Annotated in this window: 30 protein-coding genes; 18 read left to right on the top strand and 12 right to left on the bottom strand. The window is 68.0% G+C overall.

Features of this window, described 5'->3' with window-relative positions; translation table 11 throughout:
- Positions 1–66: 66 nt before the first annotated feature.
- A complete protein-coding gene (locus BW971_RS19545) occupies positions 67–912 on the bottom strand; it encodes an anti-sigma factor (protein ID WP_076482755.1) in 846 nt (281 codons plus the stop codon).
- Positions 902–1,459 carry an ECF RNA polymerase sigma factor SigK gene (gene sigK / locus BW971_RS19540; RefSeq protein ID WP_076482809.1) on the bottom strand — a complete coding sequence of 186 codons (558 nt, stop codon included), beginning with the start codon at positions 1,457–1,459 and terminating at the stop codon, positions 902–904. Before sigK ends, BW971_RS19545 begins: the two co-directional genes overlap by 11 nt.
- A gap of 389 nt (positions 1,460–1,848) precedes the next feature.
- Here sigK and BW971_RS19535 point away from each other — a divergent pair, with 389 nt between their 5' ends.
- The gene (locus BW971_RS19535; RefSeq protein ID WP_076482754.1) at positions 1,849–2,499 is read left to right on the top strand and encodes a fasciclin domain-containing protein; all 651 of its coding nucleotides are present in this window, start codon (positions 1,849–1,851) and stop codon (positions 2,497–2,499) included.
- A 108-nt stretch (positions 2,500–2,607) separates the two neighbouring features.
- Here BW971_RS19535 and BW971_RS19530 read toward each other — a convergent pair whose 3' ends face one another.
- Positions 2,608–3,261 (bottom strand): hypothetical protein, encoded by a 654-nt coding sequence (locus tag BW971_RS19530; RefSeq protein WP_143690485.1) that lies wholly within the window; start codon positions 3,259–3,261, stop codon positions 2,608–2,610.
- A gap of 112 nt (positions 3,262–3,373) precedes the next feature.
- On the opposite strand from BW971_RS19530, the gene aqpZ reads away from it, so the two are divergent.
- Positions 3,374–4,147 (top strand): aquaporin Z, encoded by a 774-nt coding sequence (aqpZ, locus tag BW971_RS19525; protein WP_076482753.1) that lies wholly within the window; start codon positions 3,374–3,376, stop codon positions 4,145–4,147.
- A 94-nt stretch (positions 4,148–4,241) separates the two neighbouring features.
- Positions 4,242–5,039 carry a glycosyltransferase family 2 protein gene (locus tag BW971_RS19520; protein WP_076482752.1) on the top strand — a complete coding sequence of 266 codons (798 nt, stop codon included), beginning with the start codon at positions 4,242–4,244 and terminating at the stop codon, positions 5,037–5,039.
- Positions 5,040–5,064: 25 nt separating this feature from the next.
- Here BW971_RS19520 and BW971_RS19515 read toward each other — a convergent pair whose 3' ends face one another.
- The 3 genes from BW971_RS19515 to BW971_RS19505 all read right to left on the bottom strand — a co-directional run bounded on the left by BW971_RS19515 (position 5,065) and on the right by BW971_RS19505 (position 7,290).
- Positions 5,065–6,003 (bottom strand): glycosyltransferase family 2 protein, encoded by a 939-nt coding sequence (locus tag BW971_RS19515; RefSeq protein WP_083710444.1) that lies wholly within the window; start codon positions 6,001–6,003, stop codon positions 5,065–5,067.
- Positions 6,004–6,127: 124 nt separating this feature from the next.
- Positions 6,128–6,592, bottom strand: coding sequence for a hypothetical protein (locus tag BW971_RS19510; RefSeq protein WP_076482750.1), 465 nt, complete (start codon positions 6,590–6,592; stop codon positions 6,128–6,130).
- Positions 6,589–7,290, bottom strand: coding sequence for an RNA polymerase sigma factor (locus BW971_RS19505; protein WP_234974509.1), 702 nt, complete (start codon positions 7,288–7,290; stop codon positions 6,589–6,591). Before BW971_RS19505 ends, BW971_RS19510 begins: the two co-directional genes overlap by 4 nt.
- Positions 7,291–7,450: 160 nt before the next feature.
- Between BW971_RS19505 and BW971_RS19500 the strand changes: the two genes are divergently transcribed.
- Genes BW971_RS19500 through BW971_RS19470 form a run of 7 tightly spaced genes read left to right on the top strand, consistent with a single transcriptional unit; the run spans position 7,451 to position 10,453 of the window.
- Positions 7,451–7,942 (top strand): Asp23/Gls24 family envelope stress response protein, encoded by a 492-nt coding sequence (locus tag BW971_RS19500; protein ID WP_076482807.1) that lies wholly within the window; start codon positions 7,451–7,453, stop codon positions 7,940–7,942.
- Positions 7,939–8,295, top strand: coding sequence for a hypothetical protein (locus BW971_RS19495; protein WP_234974508.1), 357 nt, complete (start codon positions 7,939–7,941; stop codon positions 8,293–8,295). The genes BW971_RS19500 and BW971_RS19495 overlap by 4 nt, the downstream gene beginning before the upstream one ends.
- A 5-nt stretch (positions 8,296–8,300) precedes the next feature.
- Positions 8,301–8,558: a hypothetical protein gene (locus BW971_RS19490; protein ID WP_076482748.1), complete on the top strand. Its 258-nt coding sequence runs from the start codon at positions 8,301–8,303 to the stop codon at positions 8,556–8,558.
- Positions 8,559–8,615: 57 nt separating this feature from the next.
- A complete protein-coding gene (locus tag BW971_RS19485; protein ID WP_076482747.1) occupies positions 8,616–8,801 on the top strand; it encodes a DUF2273 domain-containing protein in 186 nt (61 codons plus the stop codon).
- Positions 8,794–9,207: an Asp23/Gls24 family envelope stress response protein gene (locus BW971_RS19480; RefSeq protein WP_076482746.1), complete on the top strand. Its 414-nt coding sequence runs from the start codon at positions 8,794–8,796 to the stop codon at positions 9,205–9,207. The genes BW971_RS19485 and BW971_RS19480 overlap by 8 nt, the downstream gene beginning before the upstream one ends.
- Positions 9,204–9,866 (top strand): DUF6286 domain-containing protein, encoded by a 663-nt coding sequence (locus tag BW971_RS19475; protein WP_083710441.1) that lies wholly within the window; start codon positions 9,204–9,206, stop codon positions 9,864–9,866. The genes BW971_RS19480 and BW971_RS19475 overlap by 4 nt, the downstream gene beginning before the upstream one ends.
- Positions 9,863–10,453 (top strand): hypothetical protein, encoded by a 591-nt coding sequence (locus tag BW971_RS19470; protein ID WP_076482745.1) that lies wholly within the window; start codon positions 9,863–9,865, stop codon positions 10,451–10,453. The genes BW971_RS19475 and BW971_RS19470 overlap by 4 nt, the downstream gene beginning before the upstream one ends.
- Positions 10,454–10,497: 44 nt before the next feature.
- On the opposite strand, the gene BW971_RS19465 is transcribed toward BW971_RS19470, so the two are convergent.
- Positions 10,498–11,238, bottom strand: a complete 741-nt coding sequence (locus tag BW971_RS19465; RefSeq protein WP_076482744.1) for a hypothetical protein — start codon at positions 11,236–11,238, stop codon at positions 10,498–10,500.
- 447 nt (positions 11,239–11,685) lie between these two features.
- Between BW971_RS19465 and BW971_RS19460 the strand changes: the two genes are divergently transcribed.
- The 4 genes from BW971_RS19460 (at position 11,686) to BW971_RS19445 (ending at position 15,412) form a co-directional block, all read left to right on the top strand.
- Positions 11,686–12,993, top strand: a complete 1,308-nt coding sequence (locus BW971_RS19460) for an ABC1 kinase family protein (protein ID WP_234974515.1) — start codon at positions 11,686–11,688, stop codon at positions 12,991–12,993.
- 48 nt (positions 12,994–13,041) lie between these two features.
- Positions 13,042–13,671: a TetR-like C-terminal domain-containing protein gene (locus tag BW971_RS19455; protein ID WP_076482743.1), complete on the top strand. Its 630-nt coding sequence runs from the start codon at positions 13,042–13,044 to the stop codon at positions 13,669–13,671.
- Positions 13,672–13,673: 2 nt separating this feature from the next.
- Positions 13,674–14,159, top strand: coding sequence for an FBP domain-containing protein (locus BW971_RS19450; RefSeq protein WP_076482742.1), 486 nt, complete (start codon positions 13,674–13,676; stop codon positions 14,157–14,159).
- An 89-nt stretch (positions 14,160–14,248) separates the two neighbouring features.
- Positions 14,249–15,412, top strand: coding sequence for a YbfB/YjiJ family MFS transporter (locus BW971_RS19445; RefSeq protein ID WP_234974507.1), 1,164 nt, complete (start codon positions 14,249–14,251; stop codon positions 15,410–15,412).
- A gap of 21 nt (positions 15,413–15,433) precedes the next feature.
- Here BW971_RS19445 and BW971_RS19440 read toward each other — a convergent pair whose 3' ends face one another.
- Genes BW971_RS19440 through BW971_RS19430 form a run of 3 tightly spaced genes read right to left on the bottom strand, consistent with a single transcriptional unit; the run spans position 15,434 to position 18,766 of the window.
- Positions 15,434–17,884: an ATP-binding cassette domain-containing protein gene (locus BW971_RS19440; RefSeq protein WP_083710438.1), complete on the bottom strand. Its 2,451-nt coding sequence runs from the start codon at positions 17,882–17,884 to the stop codon at positions 15,434–15,436.
- A gap of 4 nt (positions 17,885–17,888) precedes the next feature.
- Positions 17,889–18,299, bottom strand: a complete 411-nt coding sequence (locus BW971_RS19435) for a VOC family protein (RefSeq protein ID WP_200799483.1) — start codon at positions 18,297–18,299, stop codon at positions 17,889–17,891.
- A gap of 5 nt (positions 18,300–18,304) precedes the next feature.
- On the bottom strand, positions 18,305–18,766 hold the full coding sequence (locus tag BW971_RS19430; RefSeq protein WP_076482740.1) for a helix-turn-helix transcriptional regulator: 462 nt from the start codon (positions 18,764–18,766) through the stop codon (positions 18,305–18,307).
- A gap of 142 nt (positions 18,767–18,908) precedes the next feature.
- On the opposite strand from BW971_RS19430, the gene BW971_RS19425 reads away from it, so the two are divergent.
- Together BW971_RS19425 and BW971_RS19420 are read left to right on the top strand one after the other, a co-directional pair.
- Positions 18,909–20,066 carry an acyl-CoA dehydrogenase family protein gene (locus tag BW971_RS19425; protein ID WP_076482802.1) on the top strand — a complete coding sequence of 386 codons (1,158 nt, stop codon included), beginning with the start codon at positions 18,909–18,911 and terminating at the stop codon, positions 20,064–20,066.
- 88 nt (positions 20,067–20,154) lie between these two features.
- A complete protein-coding gene (locus BW971_RS19420) occupies positions 20,155–20,562 on the top strand; it encodes a VOC family protein (RefSeq protein ID WP_076482739.1) in 408 nt (135 codons plus the stop codon).
- Between the two features lie 32 nt (positions 20,563–20,594).
- On the opposite strand, the gene BW971_RS19415 is transcribed toward BW971_RS19420, so the two are convergent.
- Positions 20,595–21,059 carry a MarR family winged helix-turn-helix transcriptional regulator gene (locus BW971_RS19415; protein ID WP_076482738.1) on the bottom strand — a complete coding sequence of 155 codons (465 nt, stop codon included), beginning with the start codon at positions 21,057–21,059 and terminating at the stop codon, positions 20,595–20,597.
- 47 nt (positions 21,060–21,106) lie between these two features.
- On the opposite strand from BW971_RS19415, the gene BW971_RS19410 reads away from it, so the two are divergent.
- Positions 21,107–21,727, top strand: a complete 621-nt coding sequence (locus tag BW971_RS19410) for an NAD(P)-dependent oxidoreductase (RefSeq protein WP_076482737.1) — start codon at positions 21,107–21,109, stop codon at positions 21,725–21,727.
- Positions 21,728–21,784: 57 nt separating this feature from the next.
- Positions 21,785–23,476, top strand: a complete 1,692-nt coding sequence (locus tag BW971_RS19405; RefSeq protein ID WP_076482801.1) for a DUF7800 domain-containing protein — start codon at positions 21,785–21,787, stop codon at positions 23,474–23,476.
- A gap of 38 nt (positions 23,477–23,514) precedes the next feature.
- Here BW971_RS19405 and BW971_RS19400 read toward each other — a convergent pair.
- The coding region (locus tag BW971_RS19400) for a cytochrome c oxidase subunit I (protein ID WP_200799482.1) at positions 23,515–24,123 on the bottom strand (609 nt) is incomplete at its 5' end.

The following is a 24,123-nucleotide window of genomic DNA, read 5'->3' as shown; positions in this document are numbered from 1 at the left end:
CGCCTGTGAGCGAACAATCTCGGGCACCGTCACGAACTGGCAGTGAAGATAACACGCGCCGCAGGGTCACAGATCCACGGAGGCGATGACCTCAGTCGTCGGCAAACGTGATCCACCTCGCGGTTCCACGGTCATCCCGACCTGCCGGGCGTCACCGAGATCGTCGACCATCATCGCCGATCCGCCTGCCGCGCCGGTGACCATGCCCGCCGACCGTGGGCTGCCCTGAGCGGGCAGCAACCACAGCTGATAGGTGTGGTCGGTCGGCGGTGCTGCGGAGGCGAGCATGATCGCCGCCGCATTCAGCTTGCGCGACGACGCCACCATCACCGTGCCCTGCGCACCGGTGATGGCCGACCGCGTCACGGTGCCGTCGGGTTCGGCGAGGATCTGCTGCATCCGCTGTTCGGATGCGCTCTGCGCGACCTGGGTCGTGCCCTGGTCCGTCGTGCTGCGACCGATGACCACGCCGCCGAACACCAGGGCCACGGCCGCGGCGATCGAACCCGCGACGGCCAACAGCCGCCGGCTGCGCCTGCGCCGCGCGTCGAGCGACGTCGGGGCGCCTGCGGATGTCGCGACCGATCGGACGGCACCGGAAGGGGACACATCCGGGTCGGCGGCAGGCACTGCTTCCTGCTCGTAGGCGTCGATGACAGCGAACACCCGACGCCTGGTCAGTTCACCGGGCGCCACCGACTCACCGGCGGCCATCCGGGCGACCACCTCGCGGGTCTCGGCGATCTCGGCGACGAAGTACGCGCGTCGTTCCGCGGGCAGCCGGCGCAACGCGGCCTCGAAGGTCGCCGCCTCCCCCGCGTCCAGGGCATCGATGGCGTAGAGCTCCACCTGATCGGCCAGGTGGGCCTCGTCCGGGTGTGCGTCCCGGCGGAAGCCGCCGTCAGAGTTCATGAGCGGACTCCAGGCAGTTCCGCAGTCGACGCAAACCGTCGCGTATCCGGGACTTGACCGTCGGCAACGCGGCTTCGAGTCGTTCGGCGACCTCGCGATACGTCAGCCCCTGGTAATAGGACATCTCGATGCTCTCGCGCTGCGTGTCGGTGAGAGTGCCCAAGCACTCGATCACCTCCCGACGATCCTCGCGGGTCACGACGGAGTCGACCACCTCGTCGCTGACCGTCATCGCGTTGCCCACCGTGTACTCGGTGCCCCGGCGACTGGCTGCCTCCTCGGCACGCACCCGGTCGACCGCCCGACGATGGCCGATCGTCATCATCCACGAGATCACCGACCCGGATTCGCGCCGATAATTCACTGCGTTCTGCCATACCTGCAGGTAGACCTCCTGCAAGGTCTCCTCGGCATATCCGGGATCCCGGAGGACTCGCAAAATCAGTCCGTAGACCCGACCGCTGGTGGCGTCGTACAGGGCCGCGAACGCAGCGCGGTCCTGCCTCGCCACGCGCGCGACCAGGTCCGCCAACTCCAGTCCACCCATCGTGGATTGGTCCGTCACAGACGAAACAGTATCCCAGCGTCGTCGTCGTCCGAACCACTCCTCGGTGACGGTGTACCCGCACGTGGAAACCGGGCGGCGTGCCGTCACGGGCCACCCGGCGTACGGTCACGTATCCGGCCATCAGCACACCTCCGCTCGCCCCGACGTCATCCACCCCGGTCCACTCGCGCTCGGGTGCCGGTTCTCGTCGTCGGGTCGCCGGACCGTCCACCGGTCGTCCGTCGCCTCGACGCATCACCTATTCGACGCCGAACGCGACTCGGATGCCCCGGCCACGCGGGTGCGACCGCGATCACCCATCCGGTCGGTCCCGGCCGACGAAACCCAGGTGAGCACGCCGGGGGAGTCGAGGAGAAGGACACGCCAGCATGGACATCGACGGTCGGCATTCCGGACGGTCCCGCCGGTGGTGGACCGGTGTGTTCGGACTCCCGGTGGCGTGTGCGATCACGGTCGGGTGTTCGGGCGGGTCACCAACCCCGGAGATCACGACCTACCCGTCGCCGAGCCCGTCGGCCAGGTCGTCGGCGTTGGTGGGCGCCGGGTGCGCGGACTATGCGGTCGCGAACCCGAGCGGTCCCGCCTCGCTCGAGTCGATGGCGGAGGACCCGGTGACCACCGCGGTATCGCACAACCCGATGCTGACCACGTTGAACTCCGTGATCACCGGTTCGATGAACCCCGGTGTCGACTTCGTGGGGCTACTCGGAATCGGACAGCACACCGTGTTCGCTCCCACCGACGCAGCCTTCGCGGCGTTGTCACCGGAGAAGGCGGCAGCGCTGCGGTCGGACAGCGCACTGTTGAACAAGGTGCTGGGCTACCACGTGGTGCAGGGACAGGTGGCGCCCGGTGCCGTCGCGAGGACACACCCGACGATCGAGGGCAGCACCCTCACGGTCACCAGGGTCGGCGAGAATCTGCAGGTCAACGGCGCATCCACGGTCGTGTGCGGCGGGATCAGGACGCAGAACGCCACGGTCTACCTGGTGGACACCGTCCTCATGCCACCGAACTGACCGGACTTCTCGCGGTGAACCCATCCGGCAGCTGATCGGCGCCGAACGACTTCGCGTGACCCCGGAGCCCACGCCCCAGGGCTTCGGGGTCACACTTCTGCGGCGGGGTCATTCGGCCGGGTGTGCTCGGACCTCGAGATCCGCCCCTCCCAATCCGTCCGATCGTGCCCAGCCCTCGGTCGCCAGCGCCGCCGACAGCGGCTCGCCCGTCACGTGCCCTCTCAGCAGTCCTTCCAGTGCGGGCTGATCGCACAGCGGAATCGGTCGCTGTCCCGGTGCGGCGATGACCCCCCACCGTGAGCGATACCGGTGGACCCGCGTGGTCCGCGACCCCAGACTCAACTCCACCGAATCACGCACATAGTTGGGCTCGGTCGCATCGAGACAGGCCAGTTGTTCGTCGTCGACGAGGTTGACGACCACCTCGGCGCGAACCGCCGGGTCGGCGAACGGCGCGGCCGGCACGAATCCGGCAACGCTGCGATGCGCGCTGAAACCCGCCGCGACCCCATCGACCACACACCGGACGAAACCGACCGGGGTGCCCACGCCCGACAACTTGCGTCGGATCACCGCCGCACAGGCATTGGACCCGACCGCGAGCACGGCATGTCGGCCGGGAAACTCGGCGAACACGCCGTCTGCGGTCATCGGGACGAAGGCGGCACCGTCGAGCACGCCGTCGGCGGGGACCGGGGTGCCGGGATAGCGGTCGGGATGCGCACGGAGGTCGTCATCGTCCAGGTCAACCTTGCTGATCACGGATCCATGTCTACGCGACCACGTCTGTGCAACGCGCCACCATCGCGCCCCGACGTCTGAAATGCTGATACGCGTTCGTCCCATCCCGGACCACTTGCCCAGGACGTGAGCCATGACGCCACCGACCATGCTCCATCGACTCGCCGCCGAGACCATCGGCACTTTCTGGCTGGTGTTGGGAGGTTGTGGAGCCGCGGTGTTCGCGGCCGGCTTCGCCTCCGACGCCGGCAAACCCGCGGTCAACATCGGCTTCCTCGGCGTCGCGCTGGCCTTCGGGCTCACCGTCCTGACCGGCGTGTACGCCTTCGGTGTCATCTCGGGGGGACATTTCAACCCAGCCGTCACCCTGGGAGCCGCGCTCGCGAAGCGCGTCGAGTGGCGCTACCTGCTGCCGTACTGGGTGGCTCAGGTGATCGGCGGATTGATCGGCGGACTCGTCATCTGGATCGTCGCCAAGGGTAAGAGCGGTTTCGACGCCACCGGGAACATGGCTGCCAACGGTTACGGTGCGCACTCGCCGGGCGGCTACAGTCTGTGGGCCGTCATCGTCGCCGAGATCGTGCTGACCGCGGTGTTCCTGTTCGTGATCCTCGGCGCGACCGAGGAACGGGCGCCGCACGGGTTCGCCGGACTGGCCATCGGCCTGTGTCTCACGCTGATCCATCTGATCTCCATCCCGATCTCGAACACCTCGGTGAACCCGGCCCGCTCGACCGGGGTCGCGTTCTTCAACGGCAACGGCGCCCCCGCCCAGCTGTGGGTGTTCTGGCTGGCCCCGCTGGTCGGTGCGGCGATCGCGGGGGTGGCCTATCCGCTGCTGTTCGGTCGTCGCGGGCAGGTGGCGTCGGATCCGGTCAACGAGGACGAGCTCCGCGTCCGGGATTGACGCACATCACATCACCGAATGCGGGTCGCCCGAACGACGATTCGTCGTCGTCCGCCATCGCGCCGAGTGTGCGCCACCGTGTTGTACTGGGGGCATGACTGATCAGAGGACACCATCGATCGCTGTCATCATCCCGGTCTACAACGAGGAAAAGTTCATCACCGACACCCTCGAGGGCCTGCGCACACAGAAGTTCGACTCGCTGGTGCAGCGCGAACTCCTCGGCGGGTACCGGGTGGTGGTGGTCGACAACAACAGCACCGACGGCACCGCCGACATCGTCCGCTCCTACATGGCCGAACATCCCGACCTGACGGTCGATCTGATCACCGAGACCGAGAAGGGCAGCGGTTGCGCCGCCGACACCGGCGCCCGATTCGCGATCGATGCCGGTGCCAAGATCATCGCCCGGACGGACGCCGACTCCATCCCCACCGACACCTGGCTCGATGAACTGGTGTCCGGGCTGTACAAGGGCAAACGTCTCGTCGGGGGCCGTGTCCGCGCCCGTCACGACGAAGGTCTGACAAGCGTTGCGTTCAACGGCATCGGCCTGTTCTGGCATGTGGGCCACGCGCTTGAGTGGTACAAGACGCGCAACAACCCGCCCGAGGAACGCCGCAGCTTCGCCGTCGTCGGCAACAACATGGCCATCGACGCCGACATGTACCTCGAGAGCGGCGGCTTTCCCCGAACCAAGATGGACGACGTGGACGATGACTCGGTGCTGCAGCGGCGGGTCCGCGAGCGCGTGGGATCGTCGGGTATCGGTCTGCAGACCAAGGCGGTGGTGCACACATCGCTCCGGCGCCTGCACGCCTACGGGGTGCGCGACTTCATCGCGTGGTACGGCGACGGCGACCGCTCAGACAAGGTCGTCGACGTACGTTGAGGCACATCGGACCGGGTGACGCGGACTAAGCGGCCTCGGCCAGCAGTTCCTCGTAGCGCCGGTGCAGTCGCAACCGGACCCCGTGTGTGGTGATCCGCAGCGACAGTCGTTCCTGCAGCGGGAACTTGCTCGCCTCCGCCTCCACCCGGCCGATGACCTCCTCACCCCTGCGGACCTCGTCCAACGTCGCGCCCTGGCCGGCCAGGGCTCGGAAGGCCCCCGTCGATTCGCCGAACACGGTGTGGCAGAGCGTGTCGTGCGCCTCGGCCATCTGCTTGCTGTTGACCACCGCGGCTTTCCACTCCGGCACCCTGGTGATCTGCGTGGCGTGTCTGCGGTAGACGATCCCCGGGATGGCCGAGCGGGTCAGTGAACCGCCGGCGGCGGCGAGACGCATGAACAGGTCCCAGTCCTCTGACGGGACATCGCGGTATCCACCCATCTCGTCGACCACCTCGCGACGCCCCAGGAACGCCGAGTGGAAGAAGGGGTCGTGCACCAGGAGTTCGTAACGGGACGATTCGGCGTTGGCCGCGAACACCGGGACCGGCTCCAACCGCCAGCGCTCGGGTCCGTAGAAGATGGTGTGGCAGAACGTGAAGTCGGCGTGCTCGATCGCTCTGAGCTGTCGGGTGAAACGCCCCGGCAGCGTGATGTCGTCGGAATCCATCCGGGCGACCAGCGGGGTGTTCGACTCGTCGAGCAACGCATTCGACGCGGCAGGGATCCCCAGCGCCGTGTCACCACCGCCGAGCAGGCCCACCCGACCGTCGCGGCGGGCGATCCGGCGGACGATCTCCGGGGTCTCGTCGGTGCTGGCGTCGTCGAGCACGAGCAGGGTCCCGTTGTCGGGGAGGGCCCGCAGCGTCGACGTGACCGCTCGCGCCACCGTCGCGGCGGCGTTGCGCGCCGGCATCATCACGGTCAGCGCGGACCTGTCCGTACGGTGTGACCGTCGCGACATCGAACACCTCTCGACTCGGCTGCACTATCCCTCTGGCGGAGACGCGGTCTGCAGCCTAATCGAGTCGATCGGTGGCCGTGGGATGAGGACGGTGTCGGTCCGCGACGTCCCAGGTCCTCCGCGCTCAGGTCTGGAGATCGGTCCAGTCGACGTCGACGGCGTCGGCGAGTCCGCGTGCCGTGTCGGGTCCCAGGGCCGCCTCGACCACGGAGACGACCTGCGCACGGATCTGGTCGGCGAGCGCCTGGAGGTCGTCGGAGTACCGACCGATGACCCCGAGACGGATCCACTCGACGCCCCGCGGGCCCACACCGATCTGAACGTCGTCCAACTCACGGTCGGTGTGCGCACGCGTCGCCGCGAACAACAACTGGTTCAGCACCACACTCGAGACCTCGACACCGGGCCGATCGGTGATCAACAACCGGCGCGACTGCGACAACCTCCGCGCGGCGGCGATCACCCGGTCCGACACTCTGTCCGCGTCACGCGCCGACGGTCGCAGTTCGCGCGACGCCTCGCGGATCCAGTCCTCGCCGGGGATGTCGTCGGCGGCGACCTGATCGGCCCCTTGGCGCTCGCTCGTCATGGTTGCCCTCCTGTCCGACGGTCCGCGGCCTCTGCCCGACCACCCCTCGTCGCCGGCCCGCCCGCCCGTCCCCGCTCGTGTGACCCCGTTCGTCCGGCCCCCCGCCCGTCCGACCCACCGACGGGCCGCCATGGCTCCATCCGTTCGGCGAGCTCGCGACGGGCCCGCTGGAGCCGCCCGCGGACCGAGCCCGGCGAGATGTCGAGAATGTGCGCTATCTCCGGATGCGACAGATCTTCCATCTCCCGCAACCACCAGACGGCACGGGTCACCGGCGGCAGCTGCGCGAGCTCGTACCGCAGAGCCATCAGCATCGACGCCCCCTCCGCCACCTCCCCCGGGCCCGGGGCCTCCGCTTCCAGCATGTCGAAGGCGTCGTCGTGGCCGGTGTACTCCACGTGCCGACGTCGCTGGTCGACGATCTTGCGATGCGCGATGCCGAACACCCAGGTCCGGAAGGAACTCCGGAAGCCGAAGCGCGGCAGACCCTTCCACGCGGCGATGAGGGTTTCCTGCGCGGCGTCCTCGGCCGCCTGACGGTCGGCGACCATGCGTCGGGTGTATCCCAGCAGTGACGGCATGGTGCGGCGCACCAATTCGTCGAAGGCGACACGATCCCCGAGAGCCGCGGCCCGCGCCAACGACTCGTCGGTGCGCGCACTCACCCGCCCGTCGTCGCGATGCGCCCTGTTCGTCACGCTGCTCGACCTCCCCGGCCACCGATGTGGTGCGGATCACCACATGTCGGGCGTGCAACTCCGCCGTCCGTTCCGACTACACCAGTACACCGCCCCGGGAACACTGGAATCGGGTACACGCCCGACCGGGACGTCAACAGTGATCACAAAGGAGTGCACAGTGACAACCTCATCCACCACCAGCCGCACCGGCACCACCACCGCCGGCGCATCCAAGGATCTGACCAAGAGCACCACCGCCGACTCGTCTTCGGAGTTGGTCAACGAGCACGGTCGCACCTCCATCGCCGACACCGTCGTGGCCAAGATCGCCGGCATCGCCACCCGCGAGATCGACGGTGTGTACGACCTCGGGGGCAGCGCATCCCGGATGGTCGGCAAGGTCCGCGACGTCATCCCCGGTACCGGGACCAACGTGACCCAGGGCGTCACCGTCGAGGTCGGAGAGAAGCAGGCCGCGGTCGACATCGGTCTCGTCGCCGACTACGGCGTCGCCATCCACCAACTCGCCGCGGCGATCCGGTCGAACGTCATCAACGCCATCGGCGACATGACCGGACTCGAGGTCACCGAGGTCAACGTGACCGTGCACGACGTACACCTCGCCGAGGACGACGACGACTCCGCACCGGCCGAGCCTCGCGTCCAGTGAACGCCGCCGCGGACCTCCCGGTCGCCTCGCCTCCGGACACGACGTCGCACGTCAGGTCCGGGCCCGACGGGGACGGGCGCGGGGCCACCGCCGACGCGCTCGTCGCAGCGGTCACGTCGGTGCCGGGCGTCACCGGGTTGTCCGGAGGCCGCTTCGGCGAGGTCGCGACCTACCTGACCGGGCGCCGCGTCGCGGGTGTCCGGTTCGACGAGGACGGCGGCGAGGTCCACATCGTGGTGGACCTGCACCGCAGCGTGTTGACCACCGCGGAGGCAGTGCGCACCGCGGCCGAACAGGCACTCGGCAAGCCGGTGACCGTCGTGGTCGAGGACATCGACGCACCGGCCGGTTGACACCCGTGTCCCCGACATCCGATCCCGCCGACCGCGACCTACGGGCCGCGCGTCGCGCCGTCATCCGGGCCAATCACCCGGATGTCGGCGGTGACCCCGCCACGTTGCGACGCGAACTCGATCGCCTCGCGTCGGTCGGCGGACAAGCCGTCCCCGGTGCACGGCCGCGTGCGCTGCGCAGGCGGGCGGCGATCCGCGTCCGCACCTTGCGGGCGAAACTGCCCCGCGGATGCCCCGGGGCGAAGCGTTACGTCGACCTGTAGAGCCGTCCGGTTCACCGGCCGTCACCCTCATCCATCCGATCTCTCATCGAGGTACCCATGACCATCAACAACGCAACCATCGGACTGCTCGTCGGGCTGCTGCTCGCCATCGCCGCCACCACCGGTGGATTCGGCGGGTTCATCCTGGCCATCGTGCTCGGCGCCGTCGGCCTCGTCCTCGGCCTGCAACGCGACGGGGCCATCGACCTCGCCGGCCTCCTGAAGAGTCGGAACCGTGGCTAGCGCGAGCACGCTCGCCGGACCTGCCTCGGCGGGCGACACCACCGACACCAACCCGTCGACGGGTGGTCCCGGCTCACTGACCATCAAGAACCGGGTGGGCGAGCAGATCGCCCGCCGCGCGGCGCTGACCGTCGACGGGGTCGTCGCCCATCACGGCGCCCTCGGCTTCATCGGCGCGGGTGACTACCCGAAGGTCGACGTGGACCTGTCCGATCCGCTGCCGGTGATCGGGGTGCAGATCGCGGTGACCTGGCCGTCGCCGATCACCAGGGTGGCCCACGGCGTCCGCACCGCGGTCGCCGCCGAGTTGCACCGACTGACCGGCATGGTTGCCCAACGGGTCGACGTCACCGTGTCCGCGGTGATCACCGAGGACGATCGACCGACCGAGAGGAGGGTGTTGTGACACAACAGACGGCGAGTGCAGAGCCCGCGCAGGAGACCACTTCGGTAGATCGGCGGACCCCCGACGCGACCCCGAGCGCCGATCACCTGAAGAAGATCAAGCCACCCTCGGCCAATCCGGGTTCGGTGTACCTCGGACTGCTGTCCGGAGTCGCACTCCTCGCCCTGGCCGCCATCGCCCTGCGCGACCTCATCGTCAAGGCGGGCTGGGTCGACGGCTCGGGGTGGCTGGCGAACGCGTTCGGTTGGTTCTCGCGGCTCACCTGGCAGAGCTGGATGTGGGTGCCCGCGGTCGCGCTGGTGATCGTCGGGCTCGGAGTTCTCTGGGTCGCGGTCAAACCGCGTCGCACCACCCACGTGCAGGTCTACGCCAACACCATCTGGACCCGACGGGTGGATCTGGCGCGCAGGGCCAGCGCCGCCGCGCGCGGTGTCGACGGTGTCGAGACGGCGTCCACCCTCGTCAAACGCAACAAGGCGAAGGTCAGCGTCGGTGCCACCGACGACGACCCGGGTCTACCGGCCCGGGTGCGCGACGCGGTCGACGACGCACTCGCCCACACCGGGCGCTCGCTGAGAGTGGTGGTGAGAACTCGGGTCAGCACACCGCCCGCGAACCACACGCCGACCACCGATCCGAACCCTGGAGGTGCCTCGTGAACGCGCTCCCCGCCACGGTCAACCGATTCTTCGCGTTGCTCGTCGCCGTGATCTGCATCGTCGTCGGCGGCGCCGCGATCACCTGGACCACGCATACCCCGTGGGTGCACGACCACCTGGAACGCATCGACCAGGGCTGGTTCGCTCGTGCCGGCGACCAGAACTGGTGGGGCTGGGCGTTGGTCGGGGTCCTCGTGGTGAGCCTGCTGCTCGGTGCGTGGTTGCTGTCGCTGAACATCCGTCCCCGCAAGGTCGGTGACATCGAGTTGGCGGGAAGTGACAGCAGCGGCAGCCTGACTCTGAACCCCTCCCGGCTGGCCGACGCGGTGGCCGCCGAACTGCAGGCCGCTCCCGAGATCGTGTCCGCGAAGGCCAAAGCACTCGACGACCGCAAACGCGAGCTGTTGCGGATCACCGTGGTCGCGCACCCCGACACGGGTTACGACGACCTGATCGCACGGGTACGTACGGCCGAGAAGCACCTGCACAGCGCGCTCGACGGCAGTCGGTTGCGTCCGCAGTTCCTGCTGCACTACGACGATCCCGGTACCAAGGGCAAGAACGCCAAGGGCGCACGGGTCGTCTGAACCCCGACGTCGACCGGGTGCGGCCCTCAGGTGGTGAGTCGGCCTCAGGTGGTGAGTCGGCGCAGCGCCGCGGCCAACGAGCTCACGGTTCCGGCCACGGCCTCCAACGCCGCGGCGACCTCGGCGACGCTGGTGACCTCGTCGCCGGACTCCTCCGCTCGACCGTGCCGATGCGGCCCGTCGGCGGCAACCGTCTCGACCATGCCGTGAGAGCGGGTCCCGTTGGTTCGGTTCCCCACCGCCCCGAGACCGTCGGGCAGGGTCTCGGCAATGGTCGTGCGGGGTGACGACAGCCGGTACGGGCCCGTGCCGTTGCCGGGGGCACCGGTCGGTGCAGGAGGTGCAGGGGTGGGACCGCCGGGAGTACGCACCTGCGGTGTACGCGGCAACGCCGCGAACTCCGACGAGGCCGGCCCATGAGCCGACGGCTTGGTGCGATCGGCGGACCGCAGACCAGTCGACGCGGTGACCGCGACCAGGAAGTGGGCGCCGGGATGGCCCGCGAAGAGGGCACATCGCGAAGCGTCCGGACCGGAACCCGGACACGGGTCCTTTGCCTCCAATGCGGTCGCGGCGCCAGCGTCGTCCCAGCTCAGCCAACGATGACGATCGAACCTCGCGATCGCCTCGGCGTCACTGTGGTGCCGCCCGCTGTGACCGCCCTGCAGTCGGCAGCCCAGCACCCAGCCGGCACCTGTCGCACTCCGCAGGGCCTCGCGGTCCGCGTCGCCGCAGATGAGCGTCGACCAGCAGCCGTCGCCGGGCGTGCCGAATCCACCGTTCACCGCAAGCTCCCTGATTCCCTCGCCGAAAGGCGTTGGTCCAGGGTAAGCCTGCGGTCGGACGGTTGGCGGGGACGACACACGTTCGGTTGACGCGAGATCTCATCGCAGCACACGATTGCGTCACACAATGCGGACGTACGTTGACGGACCCCGCGTCTTGTCGGCAGCATCGCCAAAGGCGCCATTCAAGATCGTGTGTGTCGCATCACATCAGCCGGGTCCATCGCGCTCGCCCGGCCGAACGGCACCGGCATCGACGGCTTCACCGACGGGTCGCCCGCGATGCCGAGTCCACACCGGAGACGAGCAGTGTCAGAGAACCAGCAGTTGTCAGAGAACCAGCGTGCGTCAGAAGACCAGGCCCCGACCACGGCGATCAGCACGGCGAGCGATACGGACGCCGACCTCACCGAATTCGTCGACGGCAGCCATGGGCGATGGGCCCGGTTGCCGACTGTGTCGCCCGTCGCCGAGGCGTATCGCGTCGGGGTCACCGCCTTGCAGTTGGCCCGCGGTGGCGCCGAGTTCGCCCTGGGGTTCCGCTCCCCGCTGCCGATTTCACAGCGTGCCGCCCGCGAGATCCGCAACGTGTTCGAGCGCCTCGGGCCCACCTACGTCAAGCTCGGCCAACTCATCGCGTCCAGCCCGGGAGTGTTCACCCCAGCGCTGTCGCGGGAATTCGAGACGCTGCTGGATCGGGTCGCACCGGCGCCACCCGAGGTCATCGACGCCGTGCTCACCGAGGCCTTCGGCGCCCGCCCGGCTGCGGTGTTCGCCGAGTTCGACTCGCAGCCGATCGCATCGGCATCCATCGCCCAGGTGCACACCGCGACCCTGCACAGCGGTGAACACGTGGTGGTGAAGGTGCAACGGCCGGGTATCGCCGCACGGCTGTCCGCAGACGTACAGATTCTGGAACGCCTGGCCGAGCTGGTCGAGCTCTCACCGTACGGCCGCATGCTCAGTGCAAAGGACGTCGTCGACGACTTCGCCACCGGACTGAACGCCGAGCTCGACTTCCGGAACGAGGCGCAGGCGATGGAGGAGTTCGTCGCCGGACTCGCGGACACCCCCTTCGCCGAGCGGGTCCGGGTCCCGACGGTTCATCACGAATTCACCACCGACGAGGTGTTGACGATGGAACGCGTCGACGCGGTGCGCATCGATGACGCCCGTGCGGTCCGCACCGCAGGCCACGACGGCACGGCCATCGTCCGAACCCTGCTGTTGTCGTTCCTGGAATCCGCTTTTCACGGCGGGCTGTTCCACGGCGACCTGCACGCGGGCAACGTGCTGGTGGACGACCAGGGTCGCCTGGTGCTCCTCGACTTCGGGATCGTCGGACGGTTCGATCCGCGCACCCGCCGCATCCTGCGCCAGCTGGTCGGCGATCTGTTGGTCCGCAACGACTACGAGTCGGCGAGCCGGGCGATGTTCGCGCTGGGTGCCGTCCGTAAGCCGGGTACCACGCGAGAGGGCGCAAAGGACATCCGCCGTTTCACGGCACCGCTCGCGGGGAAAGATCTGGCCGGCATGTCCTACACGCAGCTGGGCAGACAGCTGGCGACCCTGGCCAAGGCGTACGACGCCCGTCTCCCCCGCGAGCTTGTGCTGGTGGGCAAGCAACTGCTCTATGTGGAGAAGTACATGAAGCTGTTGGCGCCGCAGTGGCGGGCCATCACCGACCGCGAGCTGTTCACGTTCATGTCCAACATCCTCACCGAGGACGCGGCGAACGGGTCGACACCCAGCTGACACTTCCTATACCCTTTAGGTAATAACCTAGAGGACGAAGGATCAGTCATGCCTCGCGCAGGTCTCACCGCGGCGCGTCTGGCGCTCACGGGTGCGGAACTCGCCGACACGCTGGGGTTCGGCCAGGTGACGCTCAGCGTGCTGGCGCGCCACTTCGACGTGAGCGTGGCCAGCTTGTACTCGCATGTCGCCAACTCGCACGATCTGCGGACGCGGATCGCCGTACTCGCCCTCGGCGAGATGGCCGACGGTGCGACGGCCGCGATCGCGGGCCGCTCGCGGCACGAGGCGTTGGTCGCATTCGCGTCCGCCTACCGGGACTACGCGCTCAGGCACCCTGGTCGGTTCACCGCGGCGAGCTATCGGCTCGATCCGACAGACGACCACCTCGCGGCGGGTCGACGCAACGCCGAGGCGATCCGCTCGATCCTGCGTGGCTACCTCCTCGACGAACCCGACGAGACCCACGCGGTCCGACTGATCGGCAGCACGGTGCGCGGATTCGTCGAACTGGAGATCGCCGGTGGTTTCGACCATTCGTCGCCCGATACCGACACGAGCTGGCATCGCATCCTCGAAGCCCTCCACATGACCTTCCACGGCTGGGGTCGTCGCGAATCCAGCCCCACCGAACCGAGGCACGACGACACCGCCGTGACCCCCACCACCGGAGAATGACCATGGACCCCCTGACCGCATCCGAGATCCGCGACAGCTTCGTCAACTGCTCCAAGGGCGAGACCACACGGATCGGCCTGCCTGACCTCGACACCCCCGACTGGGAGCACCTCGACTTCATCGGCTGGAGCGATCCGGCGTCGCCGAGTCGCTGTTATCTGGTCACCCGTCACGACGGCCGGTTGGTCGGCGTGGCGCTACGACCCGCGTCCGGTGGCTCGCGACAGGCACAGATGTGCAAGATCTGCCTGACCACCCACCCGTCCGGCGGGGTGTCGCTGATGAACGCCCGCAAAGCCGGGGCCGCGGGGAGACAAGGCAATTCGGTGGGCACGTACATCTGCAGCGACCTCGCGTGCTCGCTGTACGCGCGGAACAAGAAGTCGCCGTCGCTGGGCAGACAGTACCGCGAGGACCTCGACGTCGATGCCAAGGTCGACCGGGTGCGCACCAACCTCGCCGCGTTCGTGGCACGCGTCGAACACTGACGCGTACACCGACCAGCGCCGACTGTGACCCACGGAACAACGGCGAGGCGGGCGGAAACGCCGCGGCCGACGGGGTTTAGCGTCGAGGCGTGAACACCGTCGCTCAACCGCCCACCCGGGAACGTCCGGCCGTGATGACCTGGTCGGTGGCCGGTGGACTGGCTGCGGCCATGGGCATCGGCCGGTTCGTCTTCACACCGTTGCTTCCTCTCATGCACGGGGCGTTGGGCGCCCAGGACGGCGCACTGGTCGCGACCGCGAACTACGTCGGATACCTGCTCGGCGCGCTGTTGCTCGCGGCGCGTCCCTCGTTGAACTCGACGCGCGGATTCCGGGTGTGGGCGGTGCTGCTGGTGGTCTCCGAACTGGCGATAGCGTTGACGGGGCGTTCGGGCCACGGACTGGACGTGGTGTCGATGTCGCTGCTGCGCGGCGTCGCCGGCTTCGCCAGCGGTGTGCTGTTCGTCGGATGCGCCAGCGTCCTGGCCGCACACCGGGCCCGCGGTGCTTCACCCGGCCTGGCCTTCAGTGGTGTGGGCACCGGCATCGCGGTGTCCGGACTGTACGTGCTGGCACTCGGTCATCTGTTGTCGTGGCAGCAACTGTGGATCGGTTCGGCGTTGCTGACCGCGGTCTTGATCGGACCGTTGCTGTGGCAACGGATCCCCGCGGAGGCGACCGGGGTGCAGGCGCATCATCGTGCCGCGGGCACCACCGGCGCCTGGCGACTACTTCTCGTCTCCTACTTCTGCGAGGGACTCGGCTACATCATCGTCGGGACGTTCCTCGTGGTGGCCGTGGCGGGCCAGGGGAACTCCACGCTGGGTCCCGTGGTCTGGGTCATCGTCGGCGTCTCGTGTGCACCGGGCGCGGTGCTGTGGCACGCAATCGGCGCCCGACTGGGCACTCGGCGGGCGCTGTGGGTGGCGTTGGTCGTCCAGGCGATCGGGGCGGTCCTACCCGCGGTCACCTCGTCCTCGGCGGGTGCGATCGTCGCGGCCGTGACCTTCGGCGGTACCTTCATCGGGATCACCGTGCTCACACTGGCCGCCGGCGCGGGCTTGGGCGTCGGGCGCTCGGCGTCCCGGCTCACCGCGGTGTACGGCGTCGGTCAGGTGCTCGGCCCGCTGGTCGTGGCGCCGGTGATCGGCTCGTCGTATGTGGTGGCCTTCGCGGTGGCCGGGGTGGTCATCGCGATCGCCGCCGCGGCGGCCGTGGCTGCCTCGCTGATCCAGGTCTCTGCCGCCGACTGACCCCGACGTCGCGGGGCCGCGTCAGCTCACGTAGGCGGCGAGATGCTCACCGGTCAGCGTGGACCGGTCGGCGACGAGATCGGCGGGAGTCCCCTCGAAGACCACCTGCCCACCGTCGTGACCAGCGCCCGGCCCGAGGTCGACGATCCAGTCGGCGTGGGCCATGACCGCCTGGTGGTGTTCGATCACGATCACCGACTTGCCCGCGTCGACGAGGCGGTCGAGCAGCCCCAGCAGCTGGTCCACGTCGGCCAGATGCAATCCGGTGGTCGGCTCGTCGAGGACGTACACCCCGCCCTTGCCCGCCATGTTGGTGGCCAGCTTGAGCCGCTGCCGCTCCCCGCCCGACAACGTGGTCAGCGGTTGACCGAGGGTCAGGTATCCCAACCCCACGTCGGCGAGTCGGTCCAGGATCTTCTCGGCGGCAGGCGTCGCCGCAGGCCCGTCGGCGAAGAAGTCGCGGGCCTGCGCCACCGACATCCCCAGCACCTCACTGATGTCCTTGTCGCCCAGGTGGCATTCCAGCACCGACGCCTGGAACCGCTTGCCCTCGCACTCCTCACAGGTGGTGGCCACCCCTGCCATCATCGCCAAGTCGCTGTAGATGACGCCGGCGCCGTTGCAGGCTGGGCACGCACCTTCCGAATTCGCACTGAACAAAGCCGGTTTCACGCCGTTCTCCTTGGCGAAGGCCTTACGGATGGGGTCGAGGAGACCGGTGTAGGTGGCCGGGTTGCTGCGCCGGGATCCGCGAATCGGGCTCTGGTCGACCATCACCACGTCGTCGTCGCCGGCCAGCGAACCGTGGATCAACGAACTCTTCCCCGAGCCCGCGACACCCGTGACGACGAGCAGCACCCCGAGGGGCAGGTCGACGTCCACGTCGCGCAGGTTGTGGTCATCGGCCCCGCGGATCTCCAGGGTCCCGGTGGACTTGCGCACCTCGTCTTTCAGGGTGGCGCGGTCGTCGAGATGTCGACCGGTGACGGTGTCGCTACCCCGCAGGCCGTCCACCGTCCCCTCGAAACAGACGGTGCCGCCGTCCGTTCCGGCACCGGGTCCGAGGTCCACCACGTGGTCGGCAATGGCGATGGTCTCCGGCTTGTGTTCCACCACCAGCACGGTGTTGCCCTTGTCGCGCAGCCGCAGCAGCAGACCGTTCATGTTCTCGATGTCGTGTGGGTGCAGTCCGGTGGTCGGTTCGTCGAACACGTAGGTGACGTCGGTCAGCGAGGAACCCAGATGCCGGATCATCTTGGTGCGCTGGGCCTCGCCTCCGGACAGGGTGCCCGCCGGTCGGTCGAGGCTGAGGTAGCCCAGACCGATCTCGACGAAGGAGTCGAGGCTGTCACCGAGGGCCTCGAGCAGCGGTGCCACCGACGGCTCGTCGAGACCCCGTACCCAGTCGGCCAGTTCATCGATCTGCATGGCACAGGCGTCGGCGATGTTGATGCCCTCGATCGTCGACGACCGGGCGCCCTCGCTGAGCCGGGTACCCGCACAGTCGGGACAGGTGGCGAAGGTGACCGCCCGCTCCACGAAAGCCCGGATGTGCGGTTGCAGCGCGTCGACGTCCTTGGCCAGGAACGACTTCTGCATCTTGGGGATGAGGCCCTCATAGGTGAGGTTGATCCCGTCGACCTTGATCTTGGTCGGCTCCCGGTACAGCAGATCATTGCGTTCGCGCTTGGTGAACGTGCCGGTCGGCTTGTCGGGGTCGAAATAACCGCAACCGCGGAAGATCCGGCCGTACCACCCGTCCATGCTGTAACCGGGGATGGTGATCGCGCCATCGTTGAGCGACTTGGTCTCGTCGTAGACGGCGGTCAGGTCGATGTCGCTGACCGACCCGCGACCCTCGCAACGCGGACACATGCCGCCCACGATGCTGAAGGTCCGCCTCTCCTTGGTCTGCCGCCCGCCCTTGTCCATGGTCACAGCGCCCGCACCGGAGATGGACGCGACGTTGAACGAGAACGCCTGCGGCGAACCGATGTGCGGGGTGCCGAGCCTGCTGAACAGGATGCGCAACATGGCGTTCGCGTCGGTGGCGGTGCCCACGGTCGAACGCGGATCGGCACCCATCCGTTGCTGGTCGACGATGATCGCCGTGGTGAGCCCGTCGAGGAGGTCGACGTCGGGTCGTGCGAGCGTGGGCATGAACCCCTGCACGAACGCACTATAGGTCTCGTTGATCATCCGCTGCGATTCGGCGGCGATGGTGTTGAAGACCAGTGAGCTCTTACCCGACCCGGAGACCCCGGTGAACACGGTCAGTCGGCGTTTGGGGATGACCACGTCGACGTCGCGCAGGTTGTTCTCGCGAGCGCCACGCACCCGGATCAGGTCGTGGCTGTCGGCGACGTGGTCGGTCGTCGCGCCCGCAGCTGTGGACTTCGACCGGCCGGCACGCGGTTTCGACCCTGCCCGTGGTTTCGACCCCCCTGCTCGTGAGGTCCCGACTGTGGCCATCTGGTCAGCTCCGTTCCTGGATCCGAATCAGGTTGCCCGCGGGATCGCGGACCGCGAAGTCGCGGACGCCATAGGGCTGTTCGGTCGGTTCCTGCACGATCTCGGCGGCGCCGGCCTGCAGCGTCTCGAAGACACCGTCGAGATCAGGCGTCGCCAACAGGATCCGCGCGAAGGTGCCCTTCGCCATCATCTCGGCGATGGTCTGCTGTTCGGCCTCGGTGATGCCCGGATCCGCGGCCGGCGGGTACAGGACCACACCGGTGTCGGGTTGGTCGGCGGGGCCGATGGTGAGCCAGAAGAGACCGTTGTATCCGACCTCCTGACGCACCTCGAAGCCGAGGAGGTCGCGGTAGAACGCGAGCGAGGCGTCGCGGTCGGTGTGCGGGAGAAAACTGGAATGGATGTCGATGTTCATGACGCTCACGCTAGAACCGTCGCACCCGTCGCCGCTTCTCGATTCCTGACCGGTCGGGTGACCTGTTTGGCCACGCATGCCGGGATGCCGCTCGTGGTCCCGACGTCCGACCGCTGCTCGGCGGCGCGGTAGTCACTCGGTGACATCCCGACCAACTCGGTGAACCGGGAGCTGAACGTCCCGAGCGACGAACAACCCACGGCGAAGCAGACCTCTGTGACGCTCTGCTCGCCGACACGCAGCAGCGCCATCGCCCGTTCGATGCGCCGCGTCATCAGATAGCTGTAGGGCGACTCACCGTATGCGGCGCGGAACTGCCTGCTCAGATGGCCTGCCGACATGTGCTCGCCGCGGGCGAGGGCCTCCACGTCGAGAGGGTGCGCGAACTCCCTGTCCATCCGATCCCTGACCCGACGCAGTCGCGCGAGGTCACGCAGCCGGTGGTCCCGGGTCGCCGATGTGGTCACGACACAGATGGTCCCATGCGCATGACGCCATGCCCAGCCCTGAAGTCGGTGCAGGCATCGCCAACGCCCGCATGCGGAGTGGGCCAGGACCACAGACCGAGTGATCGGTACAGTGCCGGACACACCGACCCGAGGGATGACGATGACCGCAGATGCCACGACTGTCGACCGCCTGTTGCCCACCGACGAGGCCGAAGCGCTGATCGCATTGACCCGCGACATCGCGGACAAGAAGCTCGCGCCCATCGCCGACGCGCACGAGAAGGCCGAGACGTACCCGGAGGGCATCTTCGCGACACTGGGTGAGGCCGGCCTCCTCGGGCTGCCGTATCCGGAATCCGAGGGCGGCGGCGGTCAGCCCTACGAGGTGTACCTGCAGGTACTCGAGGAGTTGGCCGCGCGGTGGGCCGCCGTCGCGGTCGCGGTGAGCGTGCACGGACTGGCGTGCTTCCCGACGGCCACCTACGGCACAGACGAACAGCAGGCGGAGTGGTTGCCGAAGCTGCTGTCCGGTGAGCTCATCGGCGCCTACAGCCTGTCCGAGCCACACGCCGGGTCGGATGCTGCGGCGTTGCGGTGCCGCGCGGAGAAGGTCGAGAGTGGTTATCGCATCACCGGCAGCAAGGCCTGGATCACCCACGGTGGGGTGGCCGACGTGTACAACCTGTTCGCCCGCACCGGCGAGGGCAACCGCGGGGTGAGTTGCTTCCTGGTGTCCCGCGACACCGAGGGACTGACCTTCGGCAAGCCCGAGGAGAAGATGGGTTTACACGCCATTCCCACCACCACGGCGGACTACGACGGCGCGTTCATCCCCGAGGACCGGTTGATCGGTGCCGAGGGCGACGGCCTGAAGATCGCTTTCAGCGCACTGGATTCCGGCCGTCTCGGTATAGCCGCGGTCGCCGTCGGGTTGGCGCAGGGCGCGCTGCGCGACGCCGTCGCCTACGCCAACGAGCGAACCGCATTCGGGCGCAAGATCATCGACCACCAGGGTCTGAGCTTCCTGCTGGCCGACATGGCCGCGGCGGTCACCTCCGCGCGCGCCACCTACCTCGACGCCGCGCGCAGGCGCGACCTGGGGCGCGACTACTCCCGCGCCGCCTCGACGGCCAAGCTGATCGCCACCGACGCGGCGATGAAGGTGACCACCGACGCGGTCCAGGTGCTCGGGGGGTACGGGTACTCACGCGAGTTCCGGGTGGAGCGCTATATGCGGGAGGCCAAGATCACCCAGATCTTCGAAGGCACCAACCAGATCCAGCGGCTGGTGATCGGGCGATCGTTGGTGGAGGGCTGACCGTCGCTCGGGCGACGACGGCGATGAGTTCTCGGGGCGGCGCCGGTCGGTACCCGTGACACATCCTCACCGACCCACGGAGCACCCCATGTCCCGCATGCTGTTCGTCAACCTCCCCGTCGCCGACATCACCGCAACCCGCGAGTTCTTCACCACTCTCGGCTTCGCGATCAACGACACCTTCTCCGACGAGAACACCGCATCGGTGGTGATCAGCGACCAGGCGATCGTGATGATGCTGCAGACCGAGCGGTTCCGTTCGTTCGTCGCAGAAGGCGACATCGTGGACACCACGGTGGCCCGCGAAGCCCTGTTCGCACTGTCCGCCGACACCCGCGACGGCGTCGACGACCTCGTCGACGCCGCCCTCGCGGCCGGCGCATCACCGTGGGGTGAACCGCAGGACCTCGGGTTCATGTACGGGCGCAGCTTCCGTGACCTGGACGGTCACGCATGGGAGGTGGTGTGGATGGACCCCGCACAGATCCCCGGGTGACAGGGCGATCACCGCGGGGGTGGGGACGGAGCTCACCGGTGTCCGCCGAGATGCGGATGAACGCCGGGGGTGAGACCCGCCGCCCGCGCGAGATCCCGCAGTGTGGCCGTGAGAACCGCGGTCGCGTCCTCGTCGAGTCCGTCGGCGATCTCGGCGTCGAGCGGCGGCACGATCGTGTTGACCTCGGACACCGCCCGTCGTCCTGACGGAGTCGCCTCGATCAGGAACGACCGTCGGTCAGCCGCGTTGCGTACCCGCTGGACGAGTCCGTCGTGTTCCATCTCGTCGATCAGTCCGACCATGTTGTTGCGATGTATGCCGAGTTCGTCGGCGAGTTGTTGTTGCGATCTCGGCCCGAGGTCGACGACGTTGCTCAACACCCCGAATCCGCGTGCCGTCACACCGGACTCGGCCAGCTCGTCGGCGAACCGTCGCGCGACATGGGCGCCGAGCTGCGACAACAGAAACGACAACGACTCCGCATACGGGGTGGCCATGGCGGAGACACTAGCAACATCAGTGATTGTCACTTATAGTGACAATCATGAGAATTGTCGTCATCGGAGCCACCGGCACGACCGGGCGTGCAGTGGTCGCAGAAGCACGGCGGCGCGGTGATCGGGTGACCGCCGCCGCCCGTTCCGCACCCGGTCGACCCTGGCCGGAGGGAGTCGAGGCGCAGGCGCTCGACATCTGTGATCCCCGGTCGGTCGACGGTGTTCTCCGCGATGCCGATGCCGTGGTCGTCACGGTCGGCATCGGCACGGCCCGACAACCGACCCAGGTGTATTCGCTCGGCATCCGGAACGTCCTGTCGGCGATGCAGGCCGACACAGCGCTCCGTCTCGCGGTGATCTCCGCTGTCCCGGCGGCACCGCCGGAAGCGCTGTCGCGCGGTCAACGATGGATCGGTCGCGGCTTGGGCCTGTTCTTCGGAGCGACCTATACCGATATGCGCCGGATGGAAGCCACACTCTCGTCGAGCCCGTTGCGATGGACTTGCCTCCGCCCACCGCGTCTCGTCGACAGACCAGCTCGTGGCGAGTATCGGATCACCGCCGCGCCCAGCGGTTCGACGATCACCCACACCGATCTGGCGTGTGCGCTCCTCGATGTGCTCGACGACGCCGGGAGCGACGGTCGGTTCTTGTTCGTCGCGAACTGACCTGCGGAACCCCCGAAGCCCAGCGAACCCTCAGCCGGGCCTGGAACAGTGTTGGTGATGAACGACCCCAGCGACGTCGCGCCCTCCCTCATCCTCGGTCCGATCGTGCGGTACGTCGACGAGCACCGGGCGACCATGTGGTTCGAGACGTCGCGGCCGGCGACGGTCGTGGTCAGCACCGCCACCGCCGCCGCCGTTGAGGAACAGACATGGGACGTCCACGGCCACCATTACGCGATGCTGATCCTCGAAGGCCTGCCCGCTGGCACCGAGGTGTCGTACGCGGTGGATCTCCGATGCGGCGAGATCACCCAGCGGGTATGGCCGGAGGCAGGCGACAGCGCGGTGATTGCGACCCTGTCCACCTCGACCCCGGTGCGAATGGCGTTCGGATCATGCCGTCGCGGTGACGGTTACGAGTCGGAGACGCTGGAGGAGATCGGAGCCGACGCACTGGTCGGGCTGTCGCACCGGGTGCGCGGCCAACGCTCGTACGAATGGCCGCAGTTGCTGTTGTTGCTCGGCGATCAGGTCTACGCCGACGACCCGTCACCCCATGTCCTGGAGAAGTTGCACGCAGCCCGCGCGGCAGAGCACGTCGTCGAGGCCCACTCGGACGATGTGTTCGACGAGATCTGCAGCTTCGAGGAGTACACCTGGCTCTACCACGAGTCCTGGGGGTCACCACAGGTGCGCTGGCTGATGGCGACGATCCCGTCGGCGATGATCCTCGACGATCACGATCTGCGCGACGACTGGAATTCCTCGGCCGATTGGCGCCGCGAGGTGACCGCGACCTCGTGGTGGCGCGATCGTGTGATCGGCGCGTTCTCCTCGTACTGGGTCTATCAACATCTCGGCAACCTCTCGCCGGACGAGTTGGCCACCGAACCGCTCTACGCCGCCGTGCGTACCGCCGGATCCGGCTCGGAGCGCGAAGAGCTGTTGCGTGACTTCGCGCTGCGCGCCGATGACGAACCGGCGTCGGCGCGGTGGAGCTTCCACCGCGACCTCGGCGACACCCGGCTCATCATGATCGACTCACGGTGCTCGCGGCAGCTCGACCCCGCCAATCGACTGATGGTCGACGAGCGGGAGTGGCAGTGGGTTCGCGACCAGGCTCTGGACGGCGACATCCGGCACGTCGTGTTCGGGACGTCGTTGCCGTTCCTGATGCTGCCCGCGCTGCACCACCTCGAGCAGTGGAACGAGGCGGTTGCACAGGGGGCATGGGGTGGACTGATGGCCAAGCTCGGGGAGAAGTTGCGGCTCGCACTCGACCTCGAGCACTGGGCCGCCTTCGGTCGGTCCTTCGAGCACATGGTCGACCTGGTACGCGAGTTGCTCGACAGGCCCCGTCCTCCGGCCGGGATCTACTGGCTCTCCGGGGACGTGCACTGCTCGTATGTCGCCGAGGCCTCCCTCGACGACCGGCCGGCACCGGCGACGTCGCTGTATCAGTTGACGATGTCGCCGTTCCGCAACCCGTTGGAACGGCCGATCCGGCTGGTGAATCGGGTCGCTGTCCGCGGCCGGGTCAGCGGCACGCTGCGTAGGCTCTCACGCCGCGCCCACGTGCCGGACACCGCGATGACATGGCAGGCTGCGGCCGGCCCGTGGTTCGACAACGGGGTCATGGTCTTGACCATCTCCGGCGACGACGCGTCGGTACAGGTCTGGCACGCGCACCTCGTCGAGCCGGACGACCAGCGCTTACACCAGACGGCGACGCTGGCCCTCACACCCTGAGGTCCGGCGCCGCCGCCGTGGGTTCGCTCATCGGAGCGTCAGCGCTTGTACTCCTCCGGCACGCCCGCGCCGAGCGGACCGCCGCCACCGTGGCTCTCCGACTCCATCTCCGTGCGCTCACCGTGGCTGGTGCCGCCGCCGACGTGGGCTTCGGCGTGGATGCGTTCGATCATGTGCGGGTAGTGCAGTTCGAACGCGGGGCGTTCCGACCGGATCCGGGGGAGCTCGGTGAAGTTGTGTCGTGGTGGTGGGCAACTGGTCGCCCATTCCAACGAGTTGCAGAACCCCCACGGGTCGTCCACGGTCACCACCTCCCCGTACCGGTAGGAACGGAACACGTTCCACAAGAACGGCAACGTCGAGATCCCCAGGATGAACGCCCCCACCGTCGACACCTCGTTGAGGGTGGTGAACCCATCCGACGGCAGATAATCGGCATACCGGCGCGGCATCCCCTCGTTACCCAACCAGTGCTGCACCAAGAACGTCACATGGAACCCGATGAACGTCAACCAGAAATGAATCTTCCCCAACCGCTCATCCAACATGCGCCCCGTCATCTTCGGGAACCAGAAATAAATCCCCGCATACGTGGCGAACACGATCGTCCCGAACAACACGTAATGGAAATGCGCCACCACGAAATA

It is taken from the genome of Williamsia sterculiae (genome assembly GCF_900156495.1).
GTDB lineage: Bacteria > Actinomycetota > Actinomycetes > Mycobacteriales > Mycobacteriaceae > Williamsia_B > Williamsia_B sterculiae.
Note: the sequence above shows the minus strand (reverse complement) of the source record. Positions and strands in the feature narration are given on the sequence as shown.

Coding starts and splice junctions, on each gene's coding strand:
- BW971_RS19545 (WP_076482755.1), bottom strand. CDS start 912: ATGAACTCTGACGGCGGCTTCCGCCGGGACGCACACCCGGACGAGGCC.
- sigK (WP_076482809.1), bottom strand. CDS start 1,459: ATGGGTGGACTGGAGTTGGCGGACCTGGTCGCGCGCGTGGCGAGGCAG.
- BW971_RS19535 (WP_076482754.1), top strand. CDS start 1,849: ATGGACATCGACGGTCGGCATTCCGGACGGTCCCGCCGGTGGTGGACC.
- aqpZ (WP_076482753.1), top strand. CDS start 3,374: ATGACGCCACCGACCATGCTCCATCGACTCGCCGCCGAGACCATCGGC.
- BW971_RS19520 (WP_076482752.1), top strand. CDS start 4,242: ATGACTGATCAGAGGACACCATCGATCGCTGTCATCATCCCGGTCTAC.
- BW971_RS19515 (WP_083710444.1), bottom strand. CDS start 6,003: ATGTCGCGACGGTCACACCGTACGGACAGGTCCGCGCTGACCGTGATG.
- BW971_RS19510 (WP_076482750.1), bottom strand. CDS start 6,592: ATGACGAGCGAGCGCCAAGGGGCCGATCAGGTCGCCGCCGACGACATC.
- BW971_RS19485 (WP_076482747.1), top strand. CDS start 8,616: ATGACCATCAACAACGCAACCATCGGACTGCTCGTCGGGCTGCTGCTC.
- BW971_RS19455 (WP_076482743.1), top strand. CDS start 13,042: ATGCCTCGCGCAGGTCTCACCGCGGCGCGTCTGGCGCTCACGGGTGCG.
- BW971_RS19450 (WP_076482742.1), top strand. CDS start 13,674: ATGGACCCCCTGACCGCATCCGAGATCCGCGACAGCTTCGTCAACTGC.
- BW971_RS19440 (WP_083710438.1), bottom strand. CDS start 17,884: ATGGCCACAGTCGGGACCTCACGAGCAGGGGGGTCGAAACCACGGGCA.
- BW971_RS19435 (WP_200799483.1), bottom strand. CDS start 18,299: ATGAACATCGACATCCATTCCAGTTTTCTCCCGCACACCGACCGCGAC.
- BW971_RS19425 (WP_076482802.1), top strand. CDS start 18,909: ATGACCGCAGATGCCACGACTGTCGACCGCCTGTTGCCCACCGACGAG.
- BW971_RS19420 (WP_076482739.1), top strand. CDS start 20,155: ATGTCCCGCATGCTGTTCGTCAACCTCCCCGTCGCCGACATCACCGCA.
- BW971_RS19415 (WP_076482738.1), bottom strand. CDS start 21,059: ATGGCCACCCCGTATGCGGAGTCGTTGTCGTTTCTGTTGTCGCAGCTC.
- BW971_RS19410 (WP_076482737.1), top strand. CDS start 21,107: ATGAGAATTGTCGTCATCGGAGCCACCGGCACGACCGGGCGTGCAGTG.
- BW971_RS19405 (WP_076482801.1), top strand. CDS start 21,785: ATGAACGACCCCAGCGACGTCGCGCCCTCCCTCATCCTCGGTCCGATC.